Annotated in this window: 19 protein-coding genes; 2 read left to right on the top strand and 17 right to left on the bottom strand. The window is 42.1% G+C overall.

The annotated features are described in order from the left end of the window. Window positions 1–3 precede the first annotated feature (3 nt). The 12 genes from atpA to araA form a co-directional block, all read right to left on the bottom strand. Complete coding sequence (gene atpA, locus BLV53_RS04775; protein ID WP_090297856.1) at window positions 4–2,022, bottom strand: F0F1 ATP synthase subunit alpha; 2,019 nt, start codon at window positions 2,020–2,022, stop codon at window positions 4–6. Between the two features lie 2 nt (window positions 2,023–2,024). After that, window positions 2,025–2,507 (bottom strand): ATP synthase F0 subunit B, encoded by a 483-nt coding sequence (locus BLV53_RS04770; RefSeq protein ID WP_090297853.1) that lies wholly within the window; start codon window positions 2,505–2,507, stop codon window positions 2,025–2,027. 41 nt (window positions 2,508–2,548) lie between these two features. Next, complete coding sequence (gene atpE / locus BLV53_RS04765) at window positions 2,549–2,770, bottom strand: ATP synthase F0 subunit C (protein WP_090297850.1); 222 nt, start codon at window positions 2,768–2,770, stop codon at window positions 2,549–2,551. A gap of 165 nt (window positions 2,771–2,935) precedes the next feature. Then, entirely contained in the window at window positions 2,936–3,622 is a 687-nt protein-coding gene (locus BLV53_RS04760) for a F0F1 ATP synthase subunit A (protein WP_090297847.1), read from the bottom strand. A 256-nt stretch (window positions 3,623–3,878) separates the two neighbouring features. Next, window positions 3,879–5,177 (bottom strand): amidohydrolase family protein, encoded by a 1,299-nt coding sequence (locus BLV53_RS04755; RefSeq protein WP_090297844.1) that lies wholly within the window; start codon window positions 5,175–5,177, stop codon window positions 3,879–3,881. Window positions 5,178–5,396: 219 nt separating this feature from the next. Then, entirely contained in the window at window positions 5,397–5,663 is a 267-nt protein-coding gene (locus BLV53_RS04750; RefSeq protein WP_044937250.1) for a dihydroxyacetone kinase, read from the bottom strand. 82 nt (window positions 5,664–5,745) lie between these two features. Further along, entirely contained in the window at window positions 5,746–7,857 is a 2,112-nt protein-coding gene (locus BLV53_RS04745; RefSeq protein ID WP_090297840.1) for an amylo-alpha-1,6-glucosidase, read from the bottom strand. A 75-nt stretch (window positions 7,858–7,932) separates the two neighbouring features. Continuing rightward, on the bottom strand, window positions 7,933–8,475 hold the full coding sequence (locus tag BLV53_RS04740) for a glutathione peroxidase (protein WP_090297837.1): 543 nt from the start codon (window positions 8,473–8,475) through the stop codon (window positions 7,933–7,935). Between the two features lie 259 nt (window positions 8,476–8,734). Continuing rightward, window positions 8,735–9,430 (bottom strand): L-ribulose-5-phosphate 4-epimerase, encoded by a 696-nt coding sequence (locus tag BLV53_RS04735; protein ID WP_090297832.1) that lies wholly within the window; start codon window positions 9,428–9,430, stop codon window positions 8,735–8,737. A 158-nt stretch (window positions 9,431–9,588) separates the two neighbouring features. Continuing rightward, complete coding sequence (locus BLV53_RS04730; protein ID WP_090297829.1) at window positions 9,589–11,184, bottom strand: xylulokinase; 1,596 nt, start codon at window positions 11,182–11,184, stop codon at window positions 9,589–9,591. 340 nt (window positions 11,185–11,524) lie between these two features. Then, entirely contained in the window at window positions 11,525–12,181 is a 657-nt protein-coding gene (fsa, locus tag BLV53_RS04725; RefSeq protein WP_090297825.1) for a fructose-6-phosphate aldolase, read from the bottom strand. 244 nt (window positions 12,182–12,425) lie between these two features. Further along, a complete protein-coding gene (gene araA / locus BLV53_RS04720; RefSeq protein ID WP_090297822.1) occupies window positions 12,426–13,925 on the bottom strand; it encodes an L-arabinose isomerase in 1,500 nt (499 codons plus the stop codon). Between the two features lie 206 nt (window positions 13,926–14,131). Here araA and BLV53_RS04715 point away from each other — a divergent pair, with 206 nt between their 5' ends. Next, a complete protein-coding gene (locus BLV53_RS04715; RefSeq protein ID WP_090297819.1) occupies window positions 14,132–15,199 on the top strand; it encodes a GntR family transcriptional regulator in 1,068 nt (355 codons plus the stop codon). Window positions 15,200–15,248: 49 nt separating this feature from the next. Here BLV53_RS04715 and recJ read toward each other — a convergent pair whose 3' ends face one another. The 5 genes from recJ to pta all read right to left on the bottom strand — a co-directional run bounded on the left by recJ (window position 15,249) and on the right by pta (window position 22,778). After that, entirely contained in the window at window positions 15,249–17,012 is a 1,764-nt protein-coding gene (gene recJ / locus BLV53_RS04710; RefSeq protein WP_090297816.1) for a single-stranded-DNA-specific exonuclease RecJ, read from the bottom strand. A gap of 52 nt (window positions 17,013–17,064) precedes the next feature. After that, entirely contained in the window at window positions 17,065–19,392 is a 2,328-nt protein-coding gene (locus BLV53_RS04705; protein WP_090297813.1) for an ABC transporter permease, read from the bottom strand. Between the two features lie 9 nt (window positions 19,393–19,401). After that, on the bottom strand, window positions 19,402–20,853 hold the full coding sequence (locus BLV53_RS04700; protein WP_090297810.1) for an efflux RND transporter periplasmic adaptor subunit: 1,452 nt from the start codon (window positions 20,851–20,853) through the stop codon (window positions 19,402–19,404). Window positions 20,854–20,867: 14 nt separating this feature from the next. Next, window positions 20,868–21,572, bottom strand: a complete 705-nt coding sequence (locus BLV53_RS04695; RefSeq protein ID WP_090297807.1) for an ABC transporter ATP-binding protein — start codon at window positions 21,570–21,572, stop codon at window positions 20,868–20,870. A gap of 222 nt (window positions 21,573–21,794) precedes the next feature. After that, the gene (gene pta, locus BLV53_RS04690) at window positions 21,795–22,778 is read right to left on the bottom strand and encodes a phosphate acetyltransferase (protein WP_090297804.1); all 984 of its coding nucleotides are present in this window, start codon (window positions 22,776–22,778) and stop codon (window positions 21,795–21,797) included. 279 nt (window positions 22,779–23,057) lie between these two features. Here pta and BLV53_RS04680 point away from each other — a divergent pair, with 279 nt between their 5' ends. After that, window positions 23,058–23,234: a DUF4250 domain-containing protein gene (locus BLV53_RS04680; RefSeq protein WP_090297798.1), complete on the top strand. Its 177-nt coding sequence runs from the start codon at window positions 23,058–23,060 to the stop codon at window positions 23,232–23,234. Window positions 23,235–23,236 lie beyond the last annotated feature (2 nt).

Genomic DNA, 23,236 nt, shown 5'->3' with positions numbered 1-23,236 from the left:
AGATTACTCCTGATAATTCTTTTTAAACTCAGTTGCAGCATCAACGATGGCAGCCTTAAGGTCATCTGTAAGTTCTTTAGATGTAGAAAGGGAGCCGAAAATGTATGAATGCTCTGCTGCAAAATATTCAAGCATATCTGCTCTGAACTGTTTAATCTTTGAAACCTCAATATCACTGAAGATATGAGCATTTGCTGCAACAAGGATTACAACCTGCTCAGCCATTGTAAATGGCTTATTAAGAGGCTGCTTTAAAAGTTCCATAAGGGCACGTCCATGAGCAAGCTGTCTCTTGGTAGCATCATCAAGATCTGATGCGAACTGTGTGAAGACTTCCATCTCACGGTACTGTGCAAGGTCAATACGAATTGAACCTGCTGCCTTTTTCATAGCCTTTGTCTGAGCTGCACCACCTACACGGGATACAGAAAGACCTACGTTTACGGCTGGTCTTTGGCCAGAGTTAAAGAGCTGTGTCTCAAGGAATATCTGACCATCTGTAATAGAAATAACGTTTGTAGGGATGTATGCAGACAAATCGCCTGCCTGTGTTTCAATAATAGGAAGGGCTGTGATAGATCCGCCGCCTGCCTCCTGTGTAATTCTAGCTGAACGCTCAAGAAGTCTTGAGTGTAAGTAGAATACATCACCTGGGTATGCCTCACGTCCTGGTGAACGCTCAAGCAAAAGTGAAATAGCACGGTATGCAACTGCGTGCTTTGATAAATCATCATAAATGATAAGTACATCCTTGCCTGAGTACATGAAGTATTCTGCAAGGGCTGTACCTGAATATGGTGCAATATACTGTAAAGGAGCTGGATCTGAAGCTGTAGCACTAACGATGATAGTGTAATCCATAGCCTCATGCTCTTTTAAAGTATTAACAAGCTTTGCAATAGTAGATGCCTTCTGTCCGATGGCAACATAAATACAGATTACGTCCTTACCCTTCTGGTTGATGATTGTATCTGTTGCGATAGAAGTCTTACCAGTCTGTCTATCACCGATGATAAGCTCACGCTGTCCACGTCCGATTGGGAACATTGAATCGATTGAAAGAAGACCTGTCTCCATTGGCTGGCTAACAGACTGTCTGTCAACGATAGAAGGTGCTGGACACTCAACTGGACGGAAGCCTGCAGACTCAATCTGTCCTTTACCGTCAAGTGGCTCACCAAGAGCATCAACGATACGTCCAAGGAAGCCTTCACCAACAGGGATACCTGCCATTTTGCCTGTACGGCAAACCTTTGAGCCTTCCTTTACACCTGTGTCACGACCAAAGAGGATAACACCGATTTCGTCGCGACGAATATCCTGAACCATACCATTTACACCACAGTCAAATACAACGATTTCACCGTAGAATGCATGGTCGATACCATCAACATTGGCAATACCATCACCAACCCATGTAACAACACCGACTTCCTTATCCTTTGCCTCAAGCTCAAAGTCCTCGATGCTAGACTTAAGGATAGAAAGGATGCCCTTATCAACTGTGCTGACGCCAACGGCAGCCTTGAGCTTTGCAGAAAGCTGTTCGATACGTCCCTGCTCGCTCCAATCATATTCTTTTGCACCAGCTGTAAGAACGAAACCACTTCCAAGTGATTCATCCTTCTCTAACTGGATGTCTATATATTCATTGTCATATTCTTTTGCTAGGAATTTTCTAATACCAGCAAGCTGCTCCTCGGATGGCTCTGTTACATAACGAAGCTTTGCAGTAGAAACCTTTCCTGCATTGTTTTCGCGAGCCGCCTTATATTCAGCAACTATATCATCAAAAATATCAAAATCACCATTTTCGCAAAGAAGCTTTAAGAAACTGCGAATTTCAAATGGGAAAATCCTATCGATGATTTGGTTTTTCTTGGCAAGTGTGACTGTAGGATCAGAAAGTTCTTCTCCAATTGCAGGCACTGCCTCGATGATAGAAGCTGTTGACTTAATGTATGAGCTTGCATTTCTTAGGCTATATAATTCTCTAACGTAATTATTAGTAGTCTGTGTCAATTTTATTCACCTGCTTTATCTAAAAAATCATCAAACAGTTCGCTGTCAACTGCAGCTCCTGCTTTGCTACCAATTACCTTTGTAGTTGCATCAACAACCATCTCAGCAATTTCCTTCTTTGCACTGGCAATAATCTTCTGTTTCTCGTTATATGCCTCAATAACAGCAGTATCGCGAATTGTCTTAGCATTTTCTTTTGCATCAGAAACAATCTGCTGATACTGTCCATCTGCAGATTTTCTTGCCTCAGCTAAAATCTGCTTCTTCTCCTGCTCTGCAGAAGCTAATTTATCCTCATATTCTTTAGCAAGCTTTGTAGCTTCCTTTTCTTTAACTGTAGCCTTATTAATTACTTCATTAGCCTCTTCCTGACGCTTTTCGATAGTCTTTGCGATAGGTTTGAAGAATAAAATCTTAAATGCAACAGCAAGGATAAGGAGATTTATAACTGTCCAAAGAATATTCCAAAAAGAAATAGTAATCATATGTTAAATACCTATCCTTCTAATCCATTGTTTAGAAAATATTATAATACGAGCATTATCATAAGAGCGATAACGAAACCGTAAATAGCTGTTGCCTCTGCAAGTGCACAACCTAAGATAAGAGACTTCTGAATCTTTCCTTCTGCTTCTGGCTGACGTGCGATACCTTCGCATGCCTTACCTGTAGCGATACCGATACCGATACCTGCGCCGAGACCTGTGATAACTGCGATACCTGCTCCAATTGCAATAAGTGTGTTCATAATTTTTCCTCCTGAAATTAATGAATGAATAATTAAGTCCGCATCGTTCGCTATCAATATTGATATATCTACGCTCAGCTAGGAATGCTTCGCTTAAGATATATCAATATTGACAGCTACAATGCTCATTTAAAATTTATTGTAGTACGAATAATATACGCTAGTTTATTCGATGGCTTCCTTAATATATAAAGAAGTAAGGAATACGAATACGTACGCTTGTAGGATTCCGTCGAACAGATCGAAGTAGATACTGAAGACGGCTGGAATGATTGGTGGAACTACAAGCTTAAGAAGCTCCATAATAACGAACGCACCAAGTACATTTCCGAAAAGTCGCATACACAATGACAATGGTCTTGTGAATACGTCAAGGATGTTGAATGGGGTAACGATTGGTACTGGTTCGATGAACGAATGTAGCCATTTTTTAACACCCTTGTGGTAGATGCCAGCTCCTTCAACGAGAATGATACTCATAACTGCTAGAGCTGCTGTAACATTCAAATCCTTTGTTGGGGATTTAAAACCAAACAGACCAATTACGTCGGATAAAGCAATGTACAAAAGCACTGTAACCAGATATGGTACATAAGCCTTGCCCTCTTCGCCTAACATTCCTCCAACGATGCCTGTAAGTTTTTCGTAGATAAATTCGGCAAATGCCTGTCTTTTACTGATATTTTGGGTTTTAAGTCCTGCTGTCAAAAAAACGGCCAGAAGTATAAGAACAGCCATGACAATCCAGGTAACCACAACCGACTCCAGTACAGGTATCTCTAAACTACCTATATGGATGGTAAAGACAGTCTCGCAATTTAGCTCTTCAACAAGCCTTTCTGCTAAACTCAAGAAAACACCTCCTATCACTTGATTAAGTCTCGGATTTCCAAAAAATAAACTATGGAACTTCCATTTGACATATGCTTCATTTTAGCCTTTTTGCACAAAAATGTAAGATACAAATATTGCAATGTGTATATCCTAGGCCTAACCAATACCGTCTGTTTTCACCATATACCCAAAAAAGTGTCCAGTCAATGCTGGACACTTTTATTTAACAAAAATTTCAATTCTTTTTATTTTAGCTTTTTTATAACGTTTTTCTCTATACTACCATGGACGAGAACATTTTTTTACCCTTTACATACTTATCTTTTATGATAGCATCGGCATCGTTATAACACATTCTCTCGATACGTTCTCTGATAGACATATCACGCATTGTAAACATTTTGCTATCATCAATAACAACTGCATCAAAGTCATAGCCTGGCTTAAAGGTTCCAACCTGACCAAAGTATTTTCCACCACCTGCTGTAGCCAGATAAAATACCTCTTCAAATGTAAGTGGCTTAACAGATTGATCCACCAGACGGTAGTACATCTTTGATGCCTGTAAGGTAATAAGCATAGTTTTTAGCATATTCATTGATGAACCGGCTGCTACATCTGTTCCAAGACCAATATTAACACCTGCGTCTATGAATTTCTTAATAGGTGCAATACCTGATGTAAGATTCATATTTGAATCGGCACAATGTGCGATAAATGCACCGTGCTTTTTCAAAATATCCATTTCCATTTCATCAGAGTGAACACAGTGAGCCATGATTGTAGGACACTCTGGAGTACCCATGGTATCAAAAAGCTCGTAAGCATTGGCATAGCAGCTAGACTGTGGAACAAGTTCCTTCACCCAGGCCACCTCTGAAAGGTTCTCTGATAAGTGCGACTGAATTCTAAGGCCTTTCTCTTTGGAAAGTTGACCCAGCCCCTTCATAAGTTCATCAGAACATGATGGTATGAAGCGGGGTGTCAATATCGGCATGGTATTTTGGAACTTTCCTTTTATTGTATCAAGCCATTTTACAGTAGCTTCAAGAGAAGCTTTTGCATCAGCCTCCTGAAGATGCTCGCCACCATTTCGATCCATGTTGACTTTACCCACATAGGTAATAAGTCCGGTTTCCTCCAGCTGGTTCATGAGCTCTAAGGTTGCTTCATGATGAAGTGTACCAAATACAACTGCACGAGTGGTGAAACAGCGCATTAAATCATATGTAAAAAAGCTGTAGGCCTTGCGAGCATATACTATATCCTGGTATTTTGCTTCCTCAGGGAAGGTGTATGTGTTGAGCCACTCTAAAAGCTCGCAGTCCATACCGATACCACGGAAGGTATACTGAGGCGCATGAACATGTAAATCTGTCATACCCGGAATAATAAGGCGCTCACCATAGTCATACAGTGGAAGGTCCTTGTATTTTTCCGGAAGTTCACTAAAGGCCCCCTGACATATGCCATCAACACATACCAAGTAGCCTCTATAATAAGTAACTATGTTGTTAATTGATTCTGAGAATGCGATACCGCCTCTGAGGACGAAACTGCTGTTATCGCTCATATTATCATCTCCTAATTCTTGGGCTTCAGGGCTAACGGGAAAACCCAGCCATCTATGATTGCCTTCGGCAATGGGCTGGGTTGTTGAGATAGGGTCTCCCCATTTGGCTAGCCTTTTTTCTTTGGATTGCTAGCGGGAAAGCAAGGCCCATGCAAATTGCCTCCGGCAATTGGCCTGCTGTGGGAAACAGGTTCTCCCCTAAAGGGTCCCCCCTATTTCCTATCCCTGTAGTCCTCTTGCCTGTCTATCCATATCTTCAACTACGATATCATAGATTTCACCAAGTGTGCGACAGTACTCAAGTACCTTCCATGGCTCGTTGGTGTGATAGTGGATTTTGATAAGCTCCTCATCTCCTACTGCAAGAAGTGAATCACCTACAAAGTTCTCTGTGATGTAATCGTTAATTGCATCCTCATCAAGATCCTCGCCCTCGATGAGAAGCTGTGTGTCATATCTAAATTCAATTGTTTGCTCTGGTAACATTTTGTTTCCTCCAATATCTTTATTAAACAAGATTACTTTATCATATATTTATTTAAATAGCGAGTCAGTTTTATCTAACCAACTAGACATCCTTTTTCAATAAGGCATAAGCCCTTAGCACTTCACCTACTGACCAGGCCTGTGCGTAGCAGCCGCGCCCAGGGTGTGGGGCATCTCCGTCGAAGATTTCTGAGATGGAGCCTATGCAGTTGTGAACCAGGTGCTGTTTTATTGGCTCAAAAAAGGTTTTTGCCTCTTCCTTTGACTCATCGCTGAAGCCATTTATTTTAAGGAAGCTTTCGATGAATGGACCAAGTAAAAAGCCCCAGGCTGTGCCCTGATGATATGCTCGGTCACGTTTTTCCATGCACCCCTGATATATACCGATGTACTGAGGATCATCTACATCTAGGGAACGAAGGCCCTCTCCAACATATAATCTGTCCTTAACTACGTTTACTACCGCTTTTGCCTTTTGAGCATCAAGCATGGTAAATGGGAGGCTTACTGCAAATATCTGATTTGGTCTAAGAGTGGCATCTTTGAAATCCTCTCCTACTACATCGTAAAGGTATCCACCTTCCTCATACCAGAATTCCTCAACAAAGGCTTCCTTAACCCATTTTGCAAGATCACTGCAACCACCAGCATAGGCAAGATAATTTTCCGGTTTATTGTGTGTGCGCTTTGCGATGCCGCGGGAAATTTCCTCCATAGATTTTAGAGCGTTGTACCAAAGAGCATTTATCTCCACTGGCTTGCCGTGACGAGGTGTAATTACTTCATCACCTATGCGCACATCCATCCATGTGATTTGATCCAGTCCGCCACCTGCTCTCATAAGGGCGTCGTCGTCCATACCTATTGAAAACATTGTACCCTTGCGATATGCACCCATTATCTCCTGAAGGCCAGGGAAGATTTCATTTTCTACGAACTTCCATGCCTCCTCAGTATTTACATATTTAAGATAGTTATAAACAGCGTAAAAATACCAAAGTGAGGCATCTGCTGTATTGTACAATGGTTCCTTGCCATCATCTGGAAACATATTTGGAATGAGACCATTTTTAATATATTTTGAAAATGAAATCAGGATTGATTTGGCATCCTCAAACCTTTTGGTTTCAAGACAAAGTCCTGTGAAGGCAATCATCGTATCTCTGCCCCAGTCAGTAAACCAAGGGTAGCCTGCCATGATTGTCTTTTCACCTGTGGATTTTCTGTCTGTGATAAACTGGTCAGCTGCAACTGTAAGCACTCCAGCCAACTCATCCTCATTATCAAACCCTGACTGCTCAATAAGTTCGTTTACTCTGTTTTTGGCCTTTGTAATTTCTTCGAAGGCTGTCTCCTTTGAAATAGTGGCGATAGCCGGGAAAGCTCCCTTTTTCTTGCCCTCTGTCTGCTTGATGTCGGCTGTGCACACAAAGGTAGCCGTGGAAACGCCACCTTCCGCTACTTCGATAACAAAATCATATGGCTTGATGTGACAATCAAGACCATCTGCATCATTGTCGAGTTCAAACTGAAGCTCCATGTTTTCATCGTAGATGTTGTTACGTTTCACCATCTCACATCCTGCTGAAACCAGTGATACTCTCACATCAGGATTGCTGACAGGGCTATAATAAAAGCCCACATTTCCTGATGCTTCATCTCTAATCTCTTTGAACACCTCAGCTGGAAGCTCAAAACGTAAATCATCAACGGTCATGTGCTCACCATGGTCTCTGTAGTTCATGAGAGGTGTGATAACAACACCTGCTGCTGGGCCGCTATTTTCCAAAGTATACGCAATGACGCACTGGTTCTTTCCATATACTAATGCGATAGTTTTGGTAAGACGCAATCCCCCCGCTTCATATACATATGTGATTGCACCATCGTACTTAAAGGATTTCAGGTGCATATTGCCCTGGTTGTATTCACTTGTGTATGGTCCCTTGTGCTGTGAGGTGGTTAAATCGTATATACGACTTCCGCAAACCAGGCGCTCGTTAGTCTTGGAAAAAACAAGAAACCTATCCACTGGTGGTTTTAAACTGGCAATTAAATAGCCTTGATGGGTACGCATGTGAGCACCAATAATGGTGCTACCTGCATACCCGCCAAGGCCGTTTGTTAAAAGCCACTCCTTACTGAGACTAGCTTTATAATTATTTAAGTTTTCAAATAAAAATTCAAAGTTCATCACACATTCTCCAATCCAATACCTCTGAACAGTAAATCTGTTCAGCAATACTCCCTGAAGAATATTGTACCTATTTTACATAAGTGATGCAACGCACTTTGCTACTTCCTTCATATCTGTTGTAGGCTCAAATCTGGCAACTACATTTCCCTGACGGTCGATGATGAATTTAGTGAAGTTCCACTTGATTTCTGGATTGTTCTTGTAATCCTTGTCGATTGTCTTGAGCATAGCGCTCATGGCAAGTGCCTTAGGTCCCTTACCAAAGCCTTCGAAGCCCTTCTGTGACTTAAGATACTTGAAAAGCTCAATAGCTGTTTCACCGTTTACATCAGCCTTCTTCATCTGAGGGAACTGTGTGTTATAGTTGAGCTGGCAGAACTCATGAATTTCATCATCTGTTCCCGGTGTCTGACCTGCGAACTGATTACAAGGTACATCAATTACCTCAAAGCCCTGATCATGGTGTGCCTCGTAAATTGCCTCGATATCCTTGTAGTGAGGTGTGAAACCACAGCCTGTAGCTGTATTAACAACCATTACTACCTTGCCCTCAAAATCCTTCATTGAAAGCTGCTCGCCGTTTGCCTGCTCTACTGATAAATCATAAAATCCCATTTTTTAACCTCCAAATAATCACAAATTAATTTTCATTTCTACTTCAAAGCCCTTTACACTTGACTTTGTATAAAATAGATTGTGCGCAACCGTTTTGATGTTTAAATTGTACGCAATTCAATTTTGTTTGTCAATAGTTTTTTCAAATTTTATTTTCCACATTATGTTAAATGAAAATAATGGATATTTGGTGAACAAAACAAGCCTTATAAAAAACACCTGCAATAACCTTTTAAAAGGCTACTGCAGGTGTATAGATTTAATTCTGTCCGTAGTATGCGTTGGCTCCATGCTTACGATTGAAGTGCTTATCGCGAATGCAGTCTGGAGCTGGCTCAACCTGTGGGTTGACCTGCTCTGTGAAGAGAGCCATCTTTGCCACCTCTTCAAGAACTACTGCATTGTAAACCGCCTGGTCTGCATCCTTGCCCCAAGTGAATGGGCCGTGATTCTTGCAGATAACGCCAGGTACATATTTTGTATTTATTCCTCTCTCCTCGAAGGTTTCGATGATAACCTTGCCTGTGTTTACTTCATATGCTTCATCAATTTCTTCTGGTGTAAGATTGCGTGTGCATGGAATGGTTCCGCAGAAATAATCAGCATGAGTTGTTCCATACAAAGGAATGTCACGGCCTGCCTGTGCCCATGCTACTGCATAAGTAGAATGAGTATGTACAACACCGCCGATATTCTCATACTTTTTGTAGAGCTCGCAGTGTGTGGCAGTGTCAGAGCTTGGGCGATACTTGCCCTCTACCACTTCACCATCAAGATTTACAAGCACCATATCCTCTGGCTTTAAATCTTCATATTCCACGCCTGATGGCTTGATGGCAAAAATTCCGCTCTCACGGTCAATGCCTGAAACATTTCCCCAAGTGTATGTTACGAGGCCACGCTTTGGAAGCTCCATATTTGCCTCGTAAACCTGCTTTTTTAATTCTTCTAACATCTTTTTTCTCCTAAATAATAAGGCAACCTCCTAGTATTTCATGCTCCCGCAGGCCACCTCCCATACTCTCGCTCCGGTGCAGTAGCTCCTCACTCGGTACAGGGCCCTCCTGCTCGCGCTCGCCAAGGTTGTGTTGTTGCCTTATTCTCTATGCTAAATTAACGCCACTCGGCAACAGCGGCAGCCTCAGCTTTAAGTGCTTTCTTGTATTCTGCAATCCACTCGTCGTAGCCATGAACCATCTCTGGATCTGGCTCCATAGTGGTTGACTCCTGTCCTGCAAATACCTTTTCATCAAGATACTGCTGAAGCTTCATATCCTTGTTCTGGCGGATACAATAGTTTGCAAGTACTGCCATGCCCCATGCACCACCTTCACCAGCTGTAGCCATAACTGTGATAGGAGCATTTAAAGCTGCTGCAAGTACAGACTGTCCTACACCCTTAGTCTTGAAGAAACCACCGTGACCTGTGATAGATTTGATAGGCACATGCTCTTCCTTAAGGAGGATATCGTTACCAATCTTAAGTACGCCGAGGGCTCCGTAAAGATTTGAGCGCATGAAGTTGGCAAGGGTAAATTTAGCATCTGGCTGTCTTACAACCATAGGACGTCCTTCATTTACTCCAACAACAGGCTCACCACCGAAATAGTTATATGAAAGAACACCACCGCAGTTTACATCCTCTGTAAGTGCCTTGCGGTAAAGAGTTCCGTAAATATCATTCATTGAAATATCCATGCCAAAGGCTTCTGCAAATTCCTTGAAGATGCCAATCCATGAATTAAGATCTGATGTACAGTTGTTGCAGTGAACCATGGCAACGGCCTCACCTGTAGGTGTGGTAACCATATCAATTTCCTCGTATGGCTTTGAAAGTGCCTTGTCCAAAACAACCATAGAGAATACTGATGTACCAGCAGAAACATTACCTGTTCCAACAGATACAGCGTTTGTAGCAACCATACCTGTACCTGCATCACCTTCTGGTGGAGCAAGTGGGCAGCCTGGCTCAAGCTCTCCTGTTGGATCAAGAAGCTTTGCACCTTCAGCTGTAAGTGTACCTGCATCCTCTCCTGCAACAAGTACCTGTGGCATTAAATCCTCTACCTTTGTAGTAATGCCATGTGCTGCTGCAAGGTTGTTGAATTTATCAAGCATAATCTTGTCGTACTGGCATGTCTTTGAATCAATTGGGAACATACCAGAAGCTTCACCAACACCTGCCACCTTTTTGCCTGTCATCTTAAAGTGAACATAGCAGGCAAGTGTCATGAAATATGCTACATTTTTAACATGTGGCTCTTTATTCAAAATGCACTGATAATAATGCGAGATGCTCCAGCGCTGAGGCATGTTGAAATTGAGTTCTTTGCTAAGCTCAGCAGCTGCCTCACCTGTGATTGTGTTTCTCCAGGTTCTAAATGGCACGAGCAAATTATCATCCTTATCAAATGCAAGATAGCCGTGCATCATAGCTGAAAAACCGATTGCACCGATTTTTGTAAGCTTTACATCATATTTGCTATAAACATCGCTCTTAAGCTTTGCATAGCAATCCTGAACACCTTCCCAAACCTCTTCAAGTGGGTAGGTCCAGATTCCATTATCCAAATGGTTCTCCCACTCATGGTCCCCCTGAGCGAGCACCTTATTATCCTCGTCCACAAGAACAGCCTTGATACGTGTAGAACCAAATTCAATACCAAGAGCAGTAGTCTTGCCCTCAGCAATAATCTCGTTAATATTCATACGCAAAATCCCCCGTCGTAAATCCCATTAAAACATGTAGGTATGTGTATAGTATAAATAGCTGGTAAGCTTCAAATATTATGTATCCTAAGCGAAGCATCCCTAGCTGAGCGTGGATACATAATGTTTGTAGCCGTAACCAGCGAGCCCTAAACTGCAGATAGCTGGTAGGCTTCAAGCTAAGTCACCGTAACGATAGCTGGTAGGCTTCAAATATTATGTGTCTTAAGCGAAGCATTCTAAGCTGAGCGTAGACACATAATGTTTGTAGCCGTAACCAGCGAGCCACAACTCACATTATGCTTGTAGCCGTAACCAGCGAGCCATAGCCTAAATTATCCTACTCTCCAAATACTGCGATGTAGTCCTTCTGGAACTTCTCGATACCAGCAGTTGTAAGTGGATGGTTAATCATTGTTTCGATTACGCTATAAGGAACTGTAGCAATATCAGCACCTGCAAGAGCACAGTCTGTAACATGGATAGGGTTACGAACTGAAGCTGCGATGATTTCTGTCTCATATCCATAGATGTCAAAGATTTCAGCGATGTCACGGATAAGGTCGATACCAGCCATGTTGATGTCATCAAGTCTTCCAAGGAATGGAGATACATATGTTGCACCTGCATTAGCAGCAAGGATAGCCTGGTTTGCTGAGAAGATAAGTGTTACGTTTGTCTTGATGCCTTCAGATGAAAGAACCTTTACAGCCTTAAGTCCTTCTGCAGTCATAGGAATCTTAACGATCATGTTTGGATGCATAGCAGCGATTTCGCGGCCTTCCTTGATCATACCTTCAGCGTCAACTGTTGTTGCCTTAACCTCACCTGAGATAGGACCATCAACGATTGAAGCGATTTCCTTAAGGATTTCTTCCTGGCTACGTCCACCCTCTTTTGCGATAAGTGATGGGTTTGTTGTAACGCCGCAGATTACTCCAAGGTCGTTTGCTTTCTTAATGTCTTCAATTTTTCCTGTGTCTACAAATAACTTCATTTTTTCTTTTCTCCTTTTTCTAGCCTACGCAAGCGAACTTTAGTCTATGAGTCTCCTCGTGTAATACTAGCTATTTCAATATCGTTTTCACTATATTCATTGAAATAGCAAGTATTACATCTTCGGAGACATTTAAGATATATGACGCTTGCTAGATATTATAACTTTCTTAAATACAACAACCATTTTAAATATACGCTGGTGTATCCACAATCAAAAATCTTACGCTTTAGTAGCAGAATTTTTACTTTCTGTATACGAGGTTGCCAAGGGCAAGGTCACGCTTGAAGTCGCGGATGCGTGTGTCTTTGTCGATGTATACGGCTTCGATTCCCATTGCTGCTGCCCAGTCACCCATCTGCTCTGCTGTAAGGTCGTAGGTGAAAGCTGTGTGGTGTGCACCACCTGCAAGGAGCCATGCTTCTGTACCTGTGTAGAAGTCTGGCTGTGGCTCCCAGAAGTTGATAGCTGTAGGAAGCTTTGGAAGTGGCTTTTCTACTCTCTTGCAATCAACATCCTGAATGATGAGACGGAAGCGGTCACCTAAATCGATAAGTGATGTAGCAATACCCTTGCCTGTCTTTGACTGGAATACAAGACGAGCTGGATCCTCGCGGTCGCCCATTGAAAGTGGCTGAACCTTAATCTGGATTGGACCATCTGAGATAGTTGGGCAAATCTCAAGCATGTGAGCCTGAATGATACCTTCCTTGCCCTTTACAAGGTTGTATGTGTAATCCTCAAGCATTGAAGTACCCTTTGCATCCTTCATACCTGTGGTCATAATCTTCATTAAGCGAACCATAGCGGCAACCTTCCAGTCACCTTCAGCACCGAAGCCATAGCCCTTTTCCATAAGGCGCTGAATAGCAAGACCTGGGAGCTGCTTTAATCCACCTAAATCTCCAAAGTGTGTTACGATAGCCTGATAATTTTTCTCTTCAAGGAATCTCTCAAAGCCAAGCTCAATCTGTGCCTGAACAGCTACATGCTTCTTGAATTCTTCTGGATCTCTGCCCTCAAGGCAAATATCATATTTCTCATAGTACTCATCAACAAGCGCATTTACATCTGACTGAGATACTGCATCAACAGATTTTACGATTTCATTTACTGGATATGCATCTACTTCCCAACCAAACTTAAGCTGAGCCTCAACCTTGTCGCCTTCTGTAACTGCAACGTTACGCATGTTGTCTGCAACTCTCATAACACGGATGTGGCTTGACTCTACAACGCCGATTGCTGTGCGCATCCATGATGCAAGCTTGTCCTGCACCTCTGGGTCCTGCCAATATCCAACGATAATCTTTCTCTCGATGCCCATACGTGTAAGAATGTGGGCATATTCTCTATCACCATGTGCTGCCTGATTCTCGTTCATGAAATCCATATCCATTGTTTCGTATGGAATCTCACGATTGTACTGTGTGTGGAGATGGCAAAGTGGCTTTCTGTACTCCTGATGTCCTAAAATCCATGACTTTGCTGGTGAGAAGGTGTGCATCCATGTGATAACACCTGCACATGTTGGATCGTTGTTTGCCTCGTTAAATGTACGTCTGATTACTTCGTTTGTAATCATTGTAGGCTTCCACACTACTTCGAATGGAAGTCTGCCTGATTTGTTCAGGCATTCTACAATTTCCTGTGAATGAGCTGCTACATGTGATAAGCACTCATCACCATACAGGTCCTGTGAACCAGTACAGAACCAAAATTTGTAGTTAAGCTGTGTCTTCATAAAATACCTCCCTGACTTTCTAACAAAAGGAAATAGCTTGTCTGTATTGCTATTTCTCAAATCCCTTAAGAAAAGAATACAACTTGTACATGGTATCACTCAAGTTGTATATTTATTTAATTATTTGTTGAATTTATGGGATTTACGACTATGTACAAGTCACATTTAGAGTGTACAAGTTGATGTCAATCTGATACTATAAATACATGATTAACAATAAATATGAAATGATAATTAAAGATATTAAAAAAGCCATTAACACAGGCAAGTATCCGGTGGACACTAAAATTCCATCTGAAAATCAGCTGGCTGCCGAATACAAGGTCAGTCGTCAGACTGTTAGAAAAGCCCTTCGTGCCCTTGAACAGGAAGGTGAGCTGTATGCCAGACACGGCAGTGGTACATTTGTGTCCAAGCGCATCATAAAAAGAGGAAACAGCAAAAATATCGCCGTGGTTTCCACCTACATGTCTGACTACATTTTCCCTATGGTAATTCAGGGTATCAATCAGGTTCTCTCCGACAAAGGCTACAGCATCCTTTTAAAAACCACCAACAATTCCCGCAAGGGGGAAGCCTGGTGCATGGAGGAATTGCTTTCAAAAAATATAGACGGAATGATTATCGAGCCAAGCCAGAGTGCCATCAGCTGCCAGCATCAGGTGCTCTATGACCAGATGGATTCACTGGGAATACCATACGTTTTCATTCAGGGCTGTTACGAGGCAATGATGGACAGACCATACGTGATGCTTGACGATGTGGAGGGTGGCCGATTAATCACTAATCATCTGATAGAACTAGGTCATAAAAGAATTGCCGGAATTTTTAAAGCTGATGATAATCAGGGGATTTTACGACACAAGGGCTATGTGAAGGCTCTTCAGGAGGCTGGCATTCCATATGACCCCGACTTAGTCATATGGTTCCACACCAAAGATAAAAAAATGAAGCCTATGGAGGGAATTCTTCGCCTGATAGAATACGGCCATCCCTTCCATGCAGTTGTTTGCTACAACGACGAAATAGCCGCAGATATTATTAAAGGTCTAACCAATATTGGAAGAAACGTCCCACATGACATTTCAGTTACAGGTTTCGACAACTCGCTTTTAGCTAGCAGCAGAGGAATCACTACTATAGCGCACCCTCAAGAGGAGCTGGGAAAGATAGCCGCATCAACTCTCACAGGACTTATAGATGGCACTATCAGCCGTAAGGACGCTCACGTGTTGTTAAAACCAGAGTTGGTGGAAAGAAAAACAACCCTTTAAAAAAGAATGACCCCCAAAATTAATGGGAGTCACTGCTATAGTATTCACACTAGCAAAAGTCCTCTATCATAATCTGAATACTTCTATTGCCACGAAATTCATTGATGGAAGGCTCATAAACAATACTCATAGTTACGCCAGTATTCTGACCAGCACAAAGATTGTTCCAGGCAGAAGCGCCGAATTTTTCTGTAACCAGTGTCTCGAACTCCTCCACCTTTCTGAACAGCATGGCTGTCATCTGACCATTTCCTGTGCCTACAGCCAAACGAAGGTACTGTCCTTCTTTTCCTATGTGGGTAGCACTAAGGATAGGTACATTTTTAAGAGCAAAAAGTGGTTTTGTGTTACCTGTACCAAATGGAGCCAGCAAATCAAGACTGTCCACAAGTTCTTCGGTAATATAAGAAAGAGGCATATCACAATCCAACTTGATTATTTCCTGCATATCCTCTTCAGTAAGGGTGCAACGCTCATTTAGTCTGCGACGAAGCTCATCTATTTTTTCAGTAGGAAGAGATACTCCAGCAGCCATGGGATGCCCACCAAATTTGGTAAACACATCTTTTACCCCTGTCAATTCCTCAAACATGTTATAAGCAGGAATTGATCTACCGCTTCCCTTTGCCCCATCCTCAGCATCAGTAATCACAAGCACCGGTCTGCTGTAGCTTTCACGAATTCTGCCTGCAACAATACCAGCCAGTGATTCATGAAGCTCAGGGATGTAGACCACAAGTACTCTATCGTTTTTCAAATCGCTGTTTTCAATAAGCTCTTTGGCTTTGTCGATGCCTATTTGAGTCATATTTTTACGCTGGGCATTAAGCTCAACAAGTTCATTGGCTGTAGCTAAAGCTTTGGCCTGATCTGTCTCCATCAAAAGCTCGATAGCGCGGGTGGCTGTATCAAGTCGTCCGCTGGCATTTAAGCATGGACCTATAATAAAGCCCAAATGATAACAGCTCAGCAGCTTACCCTTAAGCTCTGTACGGGCAAGCAAAGCGTTTAATCCAATATTGTCTGAGGCTTCAATTGCTTTTATTCCATGATAAACTGTGGCGCGATTTTCCCCCTTTAGCTCCATAACATCACAGACGGTGGCAATGCTGGCAAACTGAAGGAAAACATCTGATGCTTCCTTCTCAAGACCGAGGAATTCATAGAGCACCTCTGTCAACTTCCAGGCCACCTGGGCTCCGCAGATTCCCTTGAAAGGATAGTCACAGTCATCACGCTTTGGGTCCACCACTGCATCAGCGTTTGGAAGCTTTTGAAGCTTAGTCACTCCATCCTCTGCCATTTCAAAAGGCACCTCATGATGATCTGTCACCACAAAGGTCATCCCCAAGCTCTTTGCCAAATCAATAGCTGGTGCTGCAGCAATTCCGTTATCGCAAGTAATTATGAAGCTAACACCATCATCATAAGCCTGCTGCACCATATCAGGGTTGATGCCATAGCCATCCACCATTCTATGGGGTACGGCATAATCCACATCACCGCCAGCCTCTCTGATGGCTGTAGTCAAAATATAAGTGGACATGATTCCGTCCACATCATAGTCACCCACCACGCGAATCTTCACACCATCATCGATGGCCTCCATTAGAAGCTCGCAGGCATTATCCATATCAGCAAAAAGATGCGGATTCGGGAAATTATCCAAGGTAGGATGAAGGTATTCCTCCATCTCCTCACAAGTGCTGAGACCTCGGTTGACCATCAGTCTGACTATGACTGGATCCACCTTAAGGCGCGCACTGAGTCCCGCGTAATCCGCAGCTTTGCGTTGTAATATCCATTTGCTCATTAAATTATTCTCCTGAGTGTTTTGTGTTTATATTTTAATTATTTTACCAGAATTATTCCACCCCTTTCAGAGCCTCCACCATATCGATGTCCTTTATCTTTGAGGTAACATAGAGATTAACCACGTAGGACACCAGTAATGTTCCAACTACAGCTGCAAGATATGGCATTATACCAGGTTGGATAATAGTGTCAGAATCCTCTGCATAAAGCGAGTCCGCCAATTCATAGAGCACAATCAGACCAAATGGAATTCCAAGAATCGCCCCCAAAATGGATATCGTCAGATTCTGCTGCATCAAAATAATCTGTATGGTCTTTGTCTGGAATCCTAAAACCTTCATAGTTGCAATCTCTCTTATCTTTTCTGAGTATGAAAGAATTCCAAGGTTGTAAAGTACTACCAGCCCCATAACAACTGCTATGATAGAAATAACTCCAGAGATTGCATAACTAACTTGGTTTGAAACCTCCAAACTTCGTCTCAACTGTTCTGCAGTGTTTACAGACAAAACCTGAGAATCCTTATCATGAAGATTCAATGGAACAGTCATATTCGTATATACGATATTAGGTCGAAAATCACCCTGCATTTTTTCCCATGCAGTTCTGCTCATCAACACTCCCTGCTCCTCAGCTTGACGAGCCAAACCTTTGATTGTCACTGTATATAGTTTTGTATCATTAGGGACTCTGAAGCTAACAGTATCCCCCACAGCTACACCTAAGTAATCTGCTGCTTTTGTAGTAAAAAGTGCTCCATCATTAGGAATATCTATAAATTCCAGGTCCTCATTTTGAACTCTACAAAGATTTCCACTATCAATAATAGAAACATACTTTGTGGCATCTGCATTCTTCGACCATACAGTTACGTAAACTTTCTGTGCCTGCTGCCCTTTATATTTACATGCATAATCATAAACTGTATCTGCACCTACATCATCAGCAAAAGCAATCTGGTACTTTGCCGGTATTGTAGTCCCATACATCCAGTCTACCTGCTTTTTTACTGTCTCCCCGAAGCCGAATGCTGTGAAAATCAGCATGGATGTAACCATTATTCCAAAAACACTTGTTAGCGTTCTTAGCTTGTTGCGCTCAATGTCTCTAATATTCCACTTTGTACTAAAACTGATAATTTGCCAGAATACTGTCCCTTCAAAGATGCTTTTCCCGCCCATCTTCGGTGCTTCAGGCTTTAGAATAACAGCTGCATTTTCAGCAAGAATCTTTCTGGTACAGCTATATGTCGCAAAAGCACATAGTATAATGGCAATTCCTATCATTACTAAGGTCTTATACGAAAGCTGCAAGCTTGCATAAGGATCTTCATAATAATACATATGAGTATCATATAAAAATGTTCCTAAAGTGTATCTGCCAACTATGGCACCACTTATTCCTCCCAAGCCTGCTATTACCACTGAATAGGACAGATAGTGAAAAGTGATTTTCTTTTTTGAAAATCCAAGAGCCTTCATAGTTCCTATCTGAATGCGCTGCTTGCTAGTAAGCCTTGTCATCGTTGATACAATACCAAGCAAGGCTACTATCATGAAAATCAGAGGAAATACTATTCCCAATGCCGAATTATCATTTATAGAGGTTATAAACCATTTATAAACTTCAGTTTCAGTCTTAGTTCTAACAATCAGTTCCTGATTATCGAGTCTGTCCAAAATCTTCTGGCGCATTCCAGACATATATGATTTCTCTTTTGCTGTGAGAGAATATCCCTGACCATTAACCTCTTTCAAATCAATATTCAGTCCAGAGTAAATATAAGGGTCTCCTGGTTTTTGAGAAATATCCATATATACAAAGCCATGGGTTCCATACTCCGGCTCTGAGTATGAATTGTTAGGAACGTAGTATGCCATTTCCGGAGAATAAATCAATCCCTTTATCTCCTGTCTCTGAATAGTCCTCTCGCTATCTATGGTAATGAAGTCCCCCACGTTGAGCCCCATAGGTTCTGCAAATCTCGCTTCTAACCAGGCGCCTGCTGCACCAGGCTTATATTCTTCTCCTGCCACATATAAAAATCGTGATACATCATTACTGCTTATGTAATTTACAAGCAGCGGTCTTTCCTTATCTAGGGAAATCTTTCCCTCTGCCTGATATACTCCATCCACAGCTACAATCTCATCCATATCAGAGAGCATAGTGATTTGACCATTATTAAAAAGGTCACCCTGCACCTCTAAATCCTTGAAATTATAATCGATATAATAGTTCGAGGCAGACAAAAGAATTCCTGTATCATTCGCATCAAATCCCGCAGATACAAGCAGTGCAAAGAAGGTCATTATGAAAATTGCTACAAACTGAGTAGCATTTTGTTTTAAGTCTCTAAATACTTTTCTTAAAAGCATAGACTACACCTATTTTGTAGAAACACGCATTCCTATATCATCATCTGTAAGCGGTGAGGTGATTACCTGCTCCCCCTCAGAGACTCCATCTAAAATCTGAACATTATTCTTTCCCTTAACCCCAATGGTTACGTATCGTTTTTCAACCACGCCATCATTGATAAGGTAGACATAGTCTCCTTCATCATCTGAATACAAAGACAAAGCTGCTATCGATAGCGTGTCTTTTACGTTATTGGTCTCTATTTCTACCGTAGCCTCAAGACCAATAGTTGGTTTTTGCCCCTTATCGAGCTCAACAGTTACCTCTACCTTTGGCTTGCCTGACGCATCGGTGGTTGCCACTGGAGCGATAGCTGACACCTTGCCTGTATACTTATTATTGCCAATTGTTGCTGTCGCAGCCTGGCCTAACTCAATGCTTCCTATATCAAATCTGGATATCATGACCTTAGCTTTCAGGCCTGTGCTCGGTTGAAGCCTAAAGAGTGGCGTACCCTCAGCAACCACTGCGCCGGGATCAACCATTCTCTCAACGATGGTTCCTTCGTAGCCAGAAACCACTCCTGCTGTAGCCTTGTTTAAGGCGCGCTTAGCCTGCTCCTCCGAAAGTTCTGCAAGCTCCACTAAATCTGAATACTGCCTTAACTGAGCCTCAGGGACAATCGCCTGCTCTGCTATTGCTTTATCCTGAACATTCTGATTATAAAATCGGTCAATCAAATCAAGCTGCCTGCCAATGGTCAAATACAAGCCATACTCCTCTGTGTTCATGGACTCAATTGGTGTTGCCAAATAATTTTTTCTATTATTTTCAATCTGCCCCTGCAAATCGTTAACTCTACCTCTGGCATCACTTGTATCTCCACCAGCACTTGCTACCGCCTGATAGTTTGCCTCAGCTACCTGCATCTGTGCTGAAAGGTTTGTGAGATTTGCCTCGATTTCCTTTAACTTATTTTGGTTGGATAAGTCCTTGGAATACCTTGTGATATCCAGCCCATCACGGTTTTCCATAAGGCCTACCATGATGCCAAGATTAGCCTCTCCCTCTACTGATGCTTTTTCAAGCATTTTCTTGTACTGATTATTTTTCGCCACTGCTGCATTATAGCCATCACTCTGAGAAGCCTTATTAACAGAAGCCTGCTTTACATCATCCTCAAAGGTAGTTAAATCGAACTGGGCAAGAATGTCACCTGTTTTTACCTGCTGATTTACAGCAAATGAAATCTCGGATAGTCTTCCTGTCACTGGAGAATAAACCGTAACCTCATCATCACCTGCTATGTGCCCTGTTTCACTGACAATGGACTTGATGTCAGCCTTTTCCGCTTGCTGTACCTCCACTGTTTCAGGTGAAAAATAGTAAAGCCCGCCAAGTATCAAAGCCACCACTACAACTATGGCTGCAATCAGCTTGCCCTTTCCCTTTGCAATGTTTTTATAATTTTTTTTCATACGAAGCGGCCTCCTTACCAAGCTATTTCATCAGCGGTCTTTGGATTTTCATTTATTACAATATCTGTCACCGTTCCATTCTTGACTAGTATTACCTTGTCCGCCAAATCAGCAAATGCATTGTTATGGGTAACCATGACAACCGTGATATGCTCCTTGCGGCTTTGCTTCTGAAGAAGCTCCATCACTTCTTTTCCCGTTTTGGTATCAAGAGCACCCGTCGGCTCATCGCAAAGTAATAGTCTGGGACGTTTTGCGACAGCCCTTGCAATGGAAACTCGCTGCTGCTGACCACCAGACATCTGGGGCGGAAAATTGTTTGCCACTCGTTCTAAATCTACCAGCCTCAATGCTTCCATTGGATCCATGATATCTATTCCCAATTCCTCCATAAGAGCCACATTTTCAAGTGCTGTAAGAGTGGGAATCAAATTATAAAACTGAAAGATAATCCCTACCTCCACAGCCCGAAATTTACCAAGCTCATAATCGTTCAGTGCTGTTACTTCCTTTTCACCAAAGGTAATAGTGCCTGATGTGGCAGAGTCCAAACCGCCAAGCATATTAAGAAGAGTACTCTTTCCAGCCCCGGAAGGACCCAAGATTACAACCAGCTCCCCTTCATCTATAGTCAAATTCACATCGTGTAGCGCCTCATACTCCACATCTCCTGTGCGATATATTTTTCCTACGTTTTCAAATTTGATTAAAGGCTTCATATTTTGCTCCATATGTACACAACAATCCTCGCCTATACTTTAATGAGCAATGATGAAATATCTGTTATAAAAGTTTGAAAAGAAGACAAAAATCCCCATCCATAAACTGGATGGGGATAAAATGTACGGAAAAAACACAGCCATTATAATTGGGCTTCGCCCAATGGGGCTGGTTTGTGGCAGCGGGGCAACTCCCATAAATGGGGCCCTCCCCTCTGCATTTTATGCTAATGCAGCTGTTATTATAGCCATTGAATAAACTTCCTGTGCGTTGCAACCTCTTGAAAGGTCGTTGATTGGTGCATTAAGTCCAAGAAGGATAGGACCGTAAGCATCAAACTGTCCAAGACGCTGAGCAATCTTGTAACCGATGTTACCTGCGTTGATGTCTGGGAAGATAAATGTATTTGCATGACCAGCTACTGTAGAATCTGGGCACTTTGTCTTTGCAACACGTGGAGATACAGCTGCATCAAACTGAAGCTCGCCCTCGATGTCAAGGTTAGGATACTTTTCCTTAGCCTTTGCTGTAGCTTCGCGCATCTTGTCAACATCCTCGCCCTTTCCTGAGCCAAGTGTTGAGTATGAAAGCATAGCAATCTTAGGATCTACACCAAAGATTTTAGCGCACTCTGCTGTCTCACCTGCGATTTCAGCAAGCTCATCAGCGTTTGGCTTGATATTGATAGCGCAGTCACCCATAGCAAGGACTTCTCTATCACCTGTAGCTGAGTTACGAACCATGATGAAGCATGAAGATACGATGCTGTTGCCTGGCTTTGTCTTGATAACCTGAAGTGCTGGACGAACAGTATCTGCTGTAGAGTATGTAGCACCGCCAAGAAGTGCATCAGCAACGCCCATCTTTACAAGCATTGTACCGAAGTAGTTTGCTGCAGAGCATGTAGCCTTTGCCTGCTCCATTGTAACGCCCTTTGACTTTCTGAGTTCGCAGAAAAGCTCGCACATTTCATCAAATCTGTCATAGTTTGCTGGGTCAATGATAACAGCGCCACGGATGTTAAAACCAGCATCCTCTGCTGCTGCCTTGATTTCCTCTTCGTTACCAATAAGAATAGGCTGAAGGAAGTCTGAACCTAAAAGACGGCTAGATGCCTCAATGATACGTGGGTCTGTACCCTCTGTAAAAACGATTTTCTTTGGATCCTTTTTAAGGATGTCGATTAATGCTCCAAATCCTGCCATTTTAATTTCCTCTTTTCTTTCTCTAATAAATATTCAAACCTCCCTGGCTAGGTACCTAAAGAGGTGTTAGTTTTTTGAAACCACTTGATATGATACTACTTTTTTATGAAAAAACAGTGGATTTGATTAATGTTCTTAATTTTGTACTTTTTTGTATTTTTGTTAAAATTTTATCAAATATGCTTTTTAATGAGAGAATTTATGATATACTCCTATGTTTATATAAGATGAACTGTGTTAAAATAACTTGGTTAATATTATTTTTGAGGTAGTAATACAATGAAATTCCCAAAGGACCCCGTAATGCTGCTTTCCGCTGTGAATACCGCATTACGCGATTATTATAGTAGTTTTGATGCTTTAGTGGAGGATAATGAAATAGATGGTGATGAGATAATCGCAAAGCTTGCATCAATCGATTATCACTATGATCCATCTATGAATAAATTCAGATAATT

Origin of the sequence: Pseudobutyrivibrio sp. ACV-2, from assembly GCF_900107545.1 — a bacterium.
In the GTDB taxonomy this organism is placed as follows: domain Bacteria; phylum Bacillota; class Clostridia; order Lachnospirales; family Lachnospiraceae; genus Pseudobutyrivibrio.
This window is presented reverse-complemented; position numbering and strand designations above follow the sequence as displayed.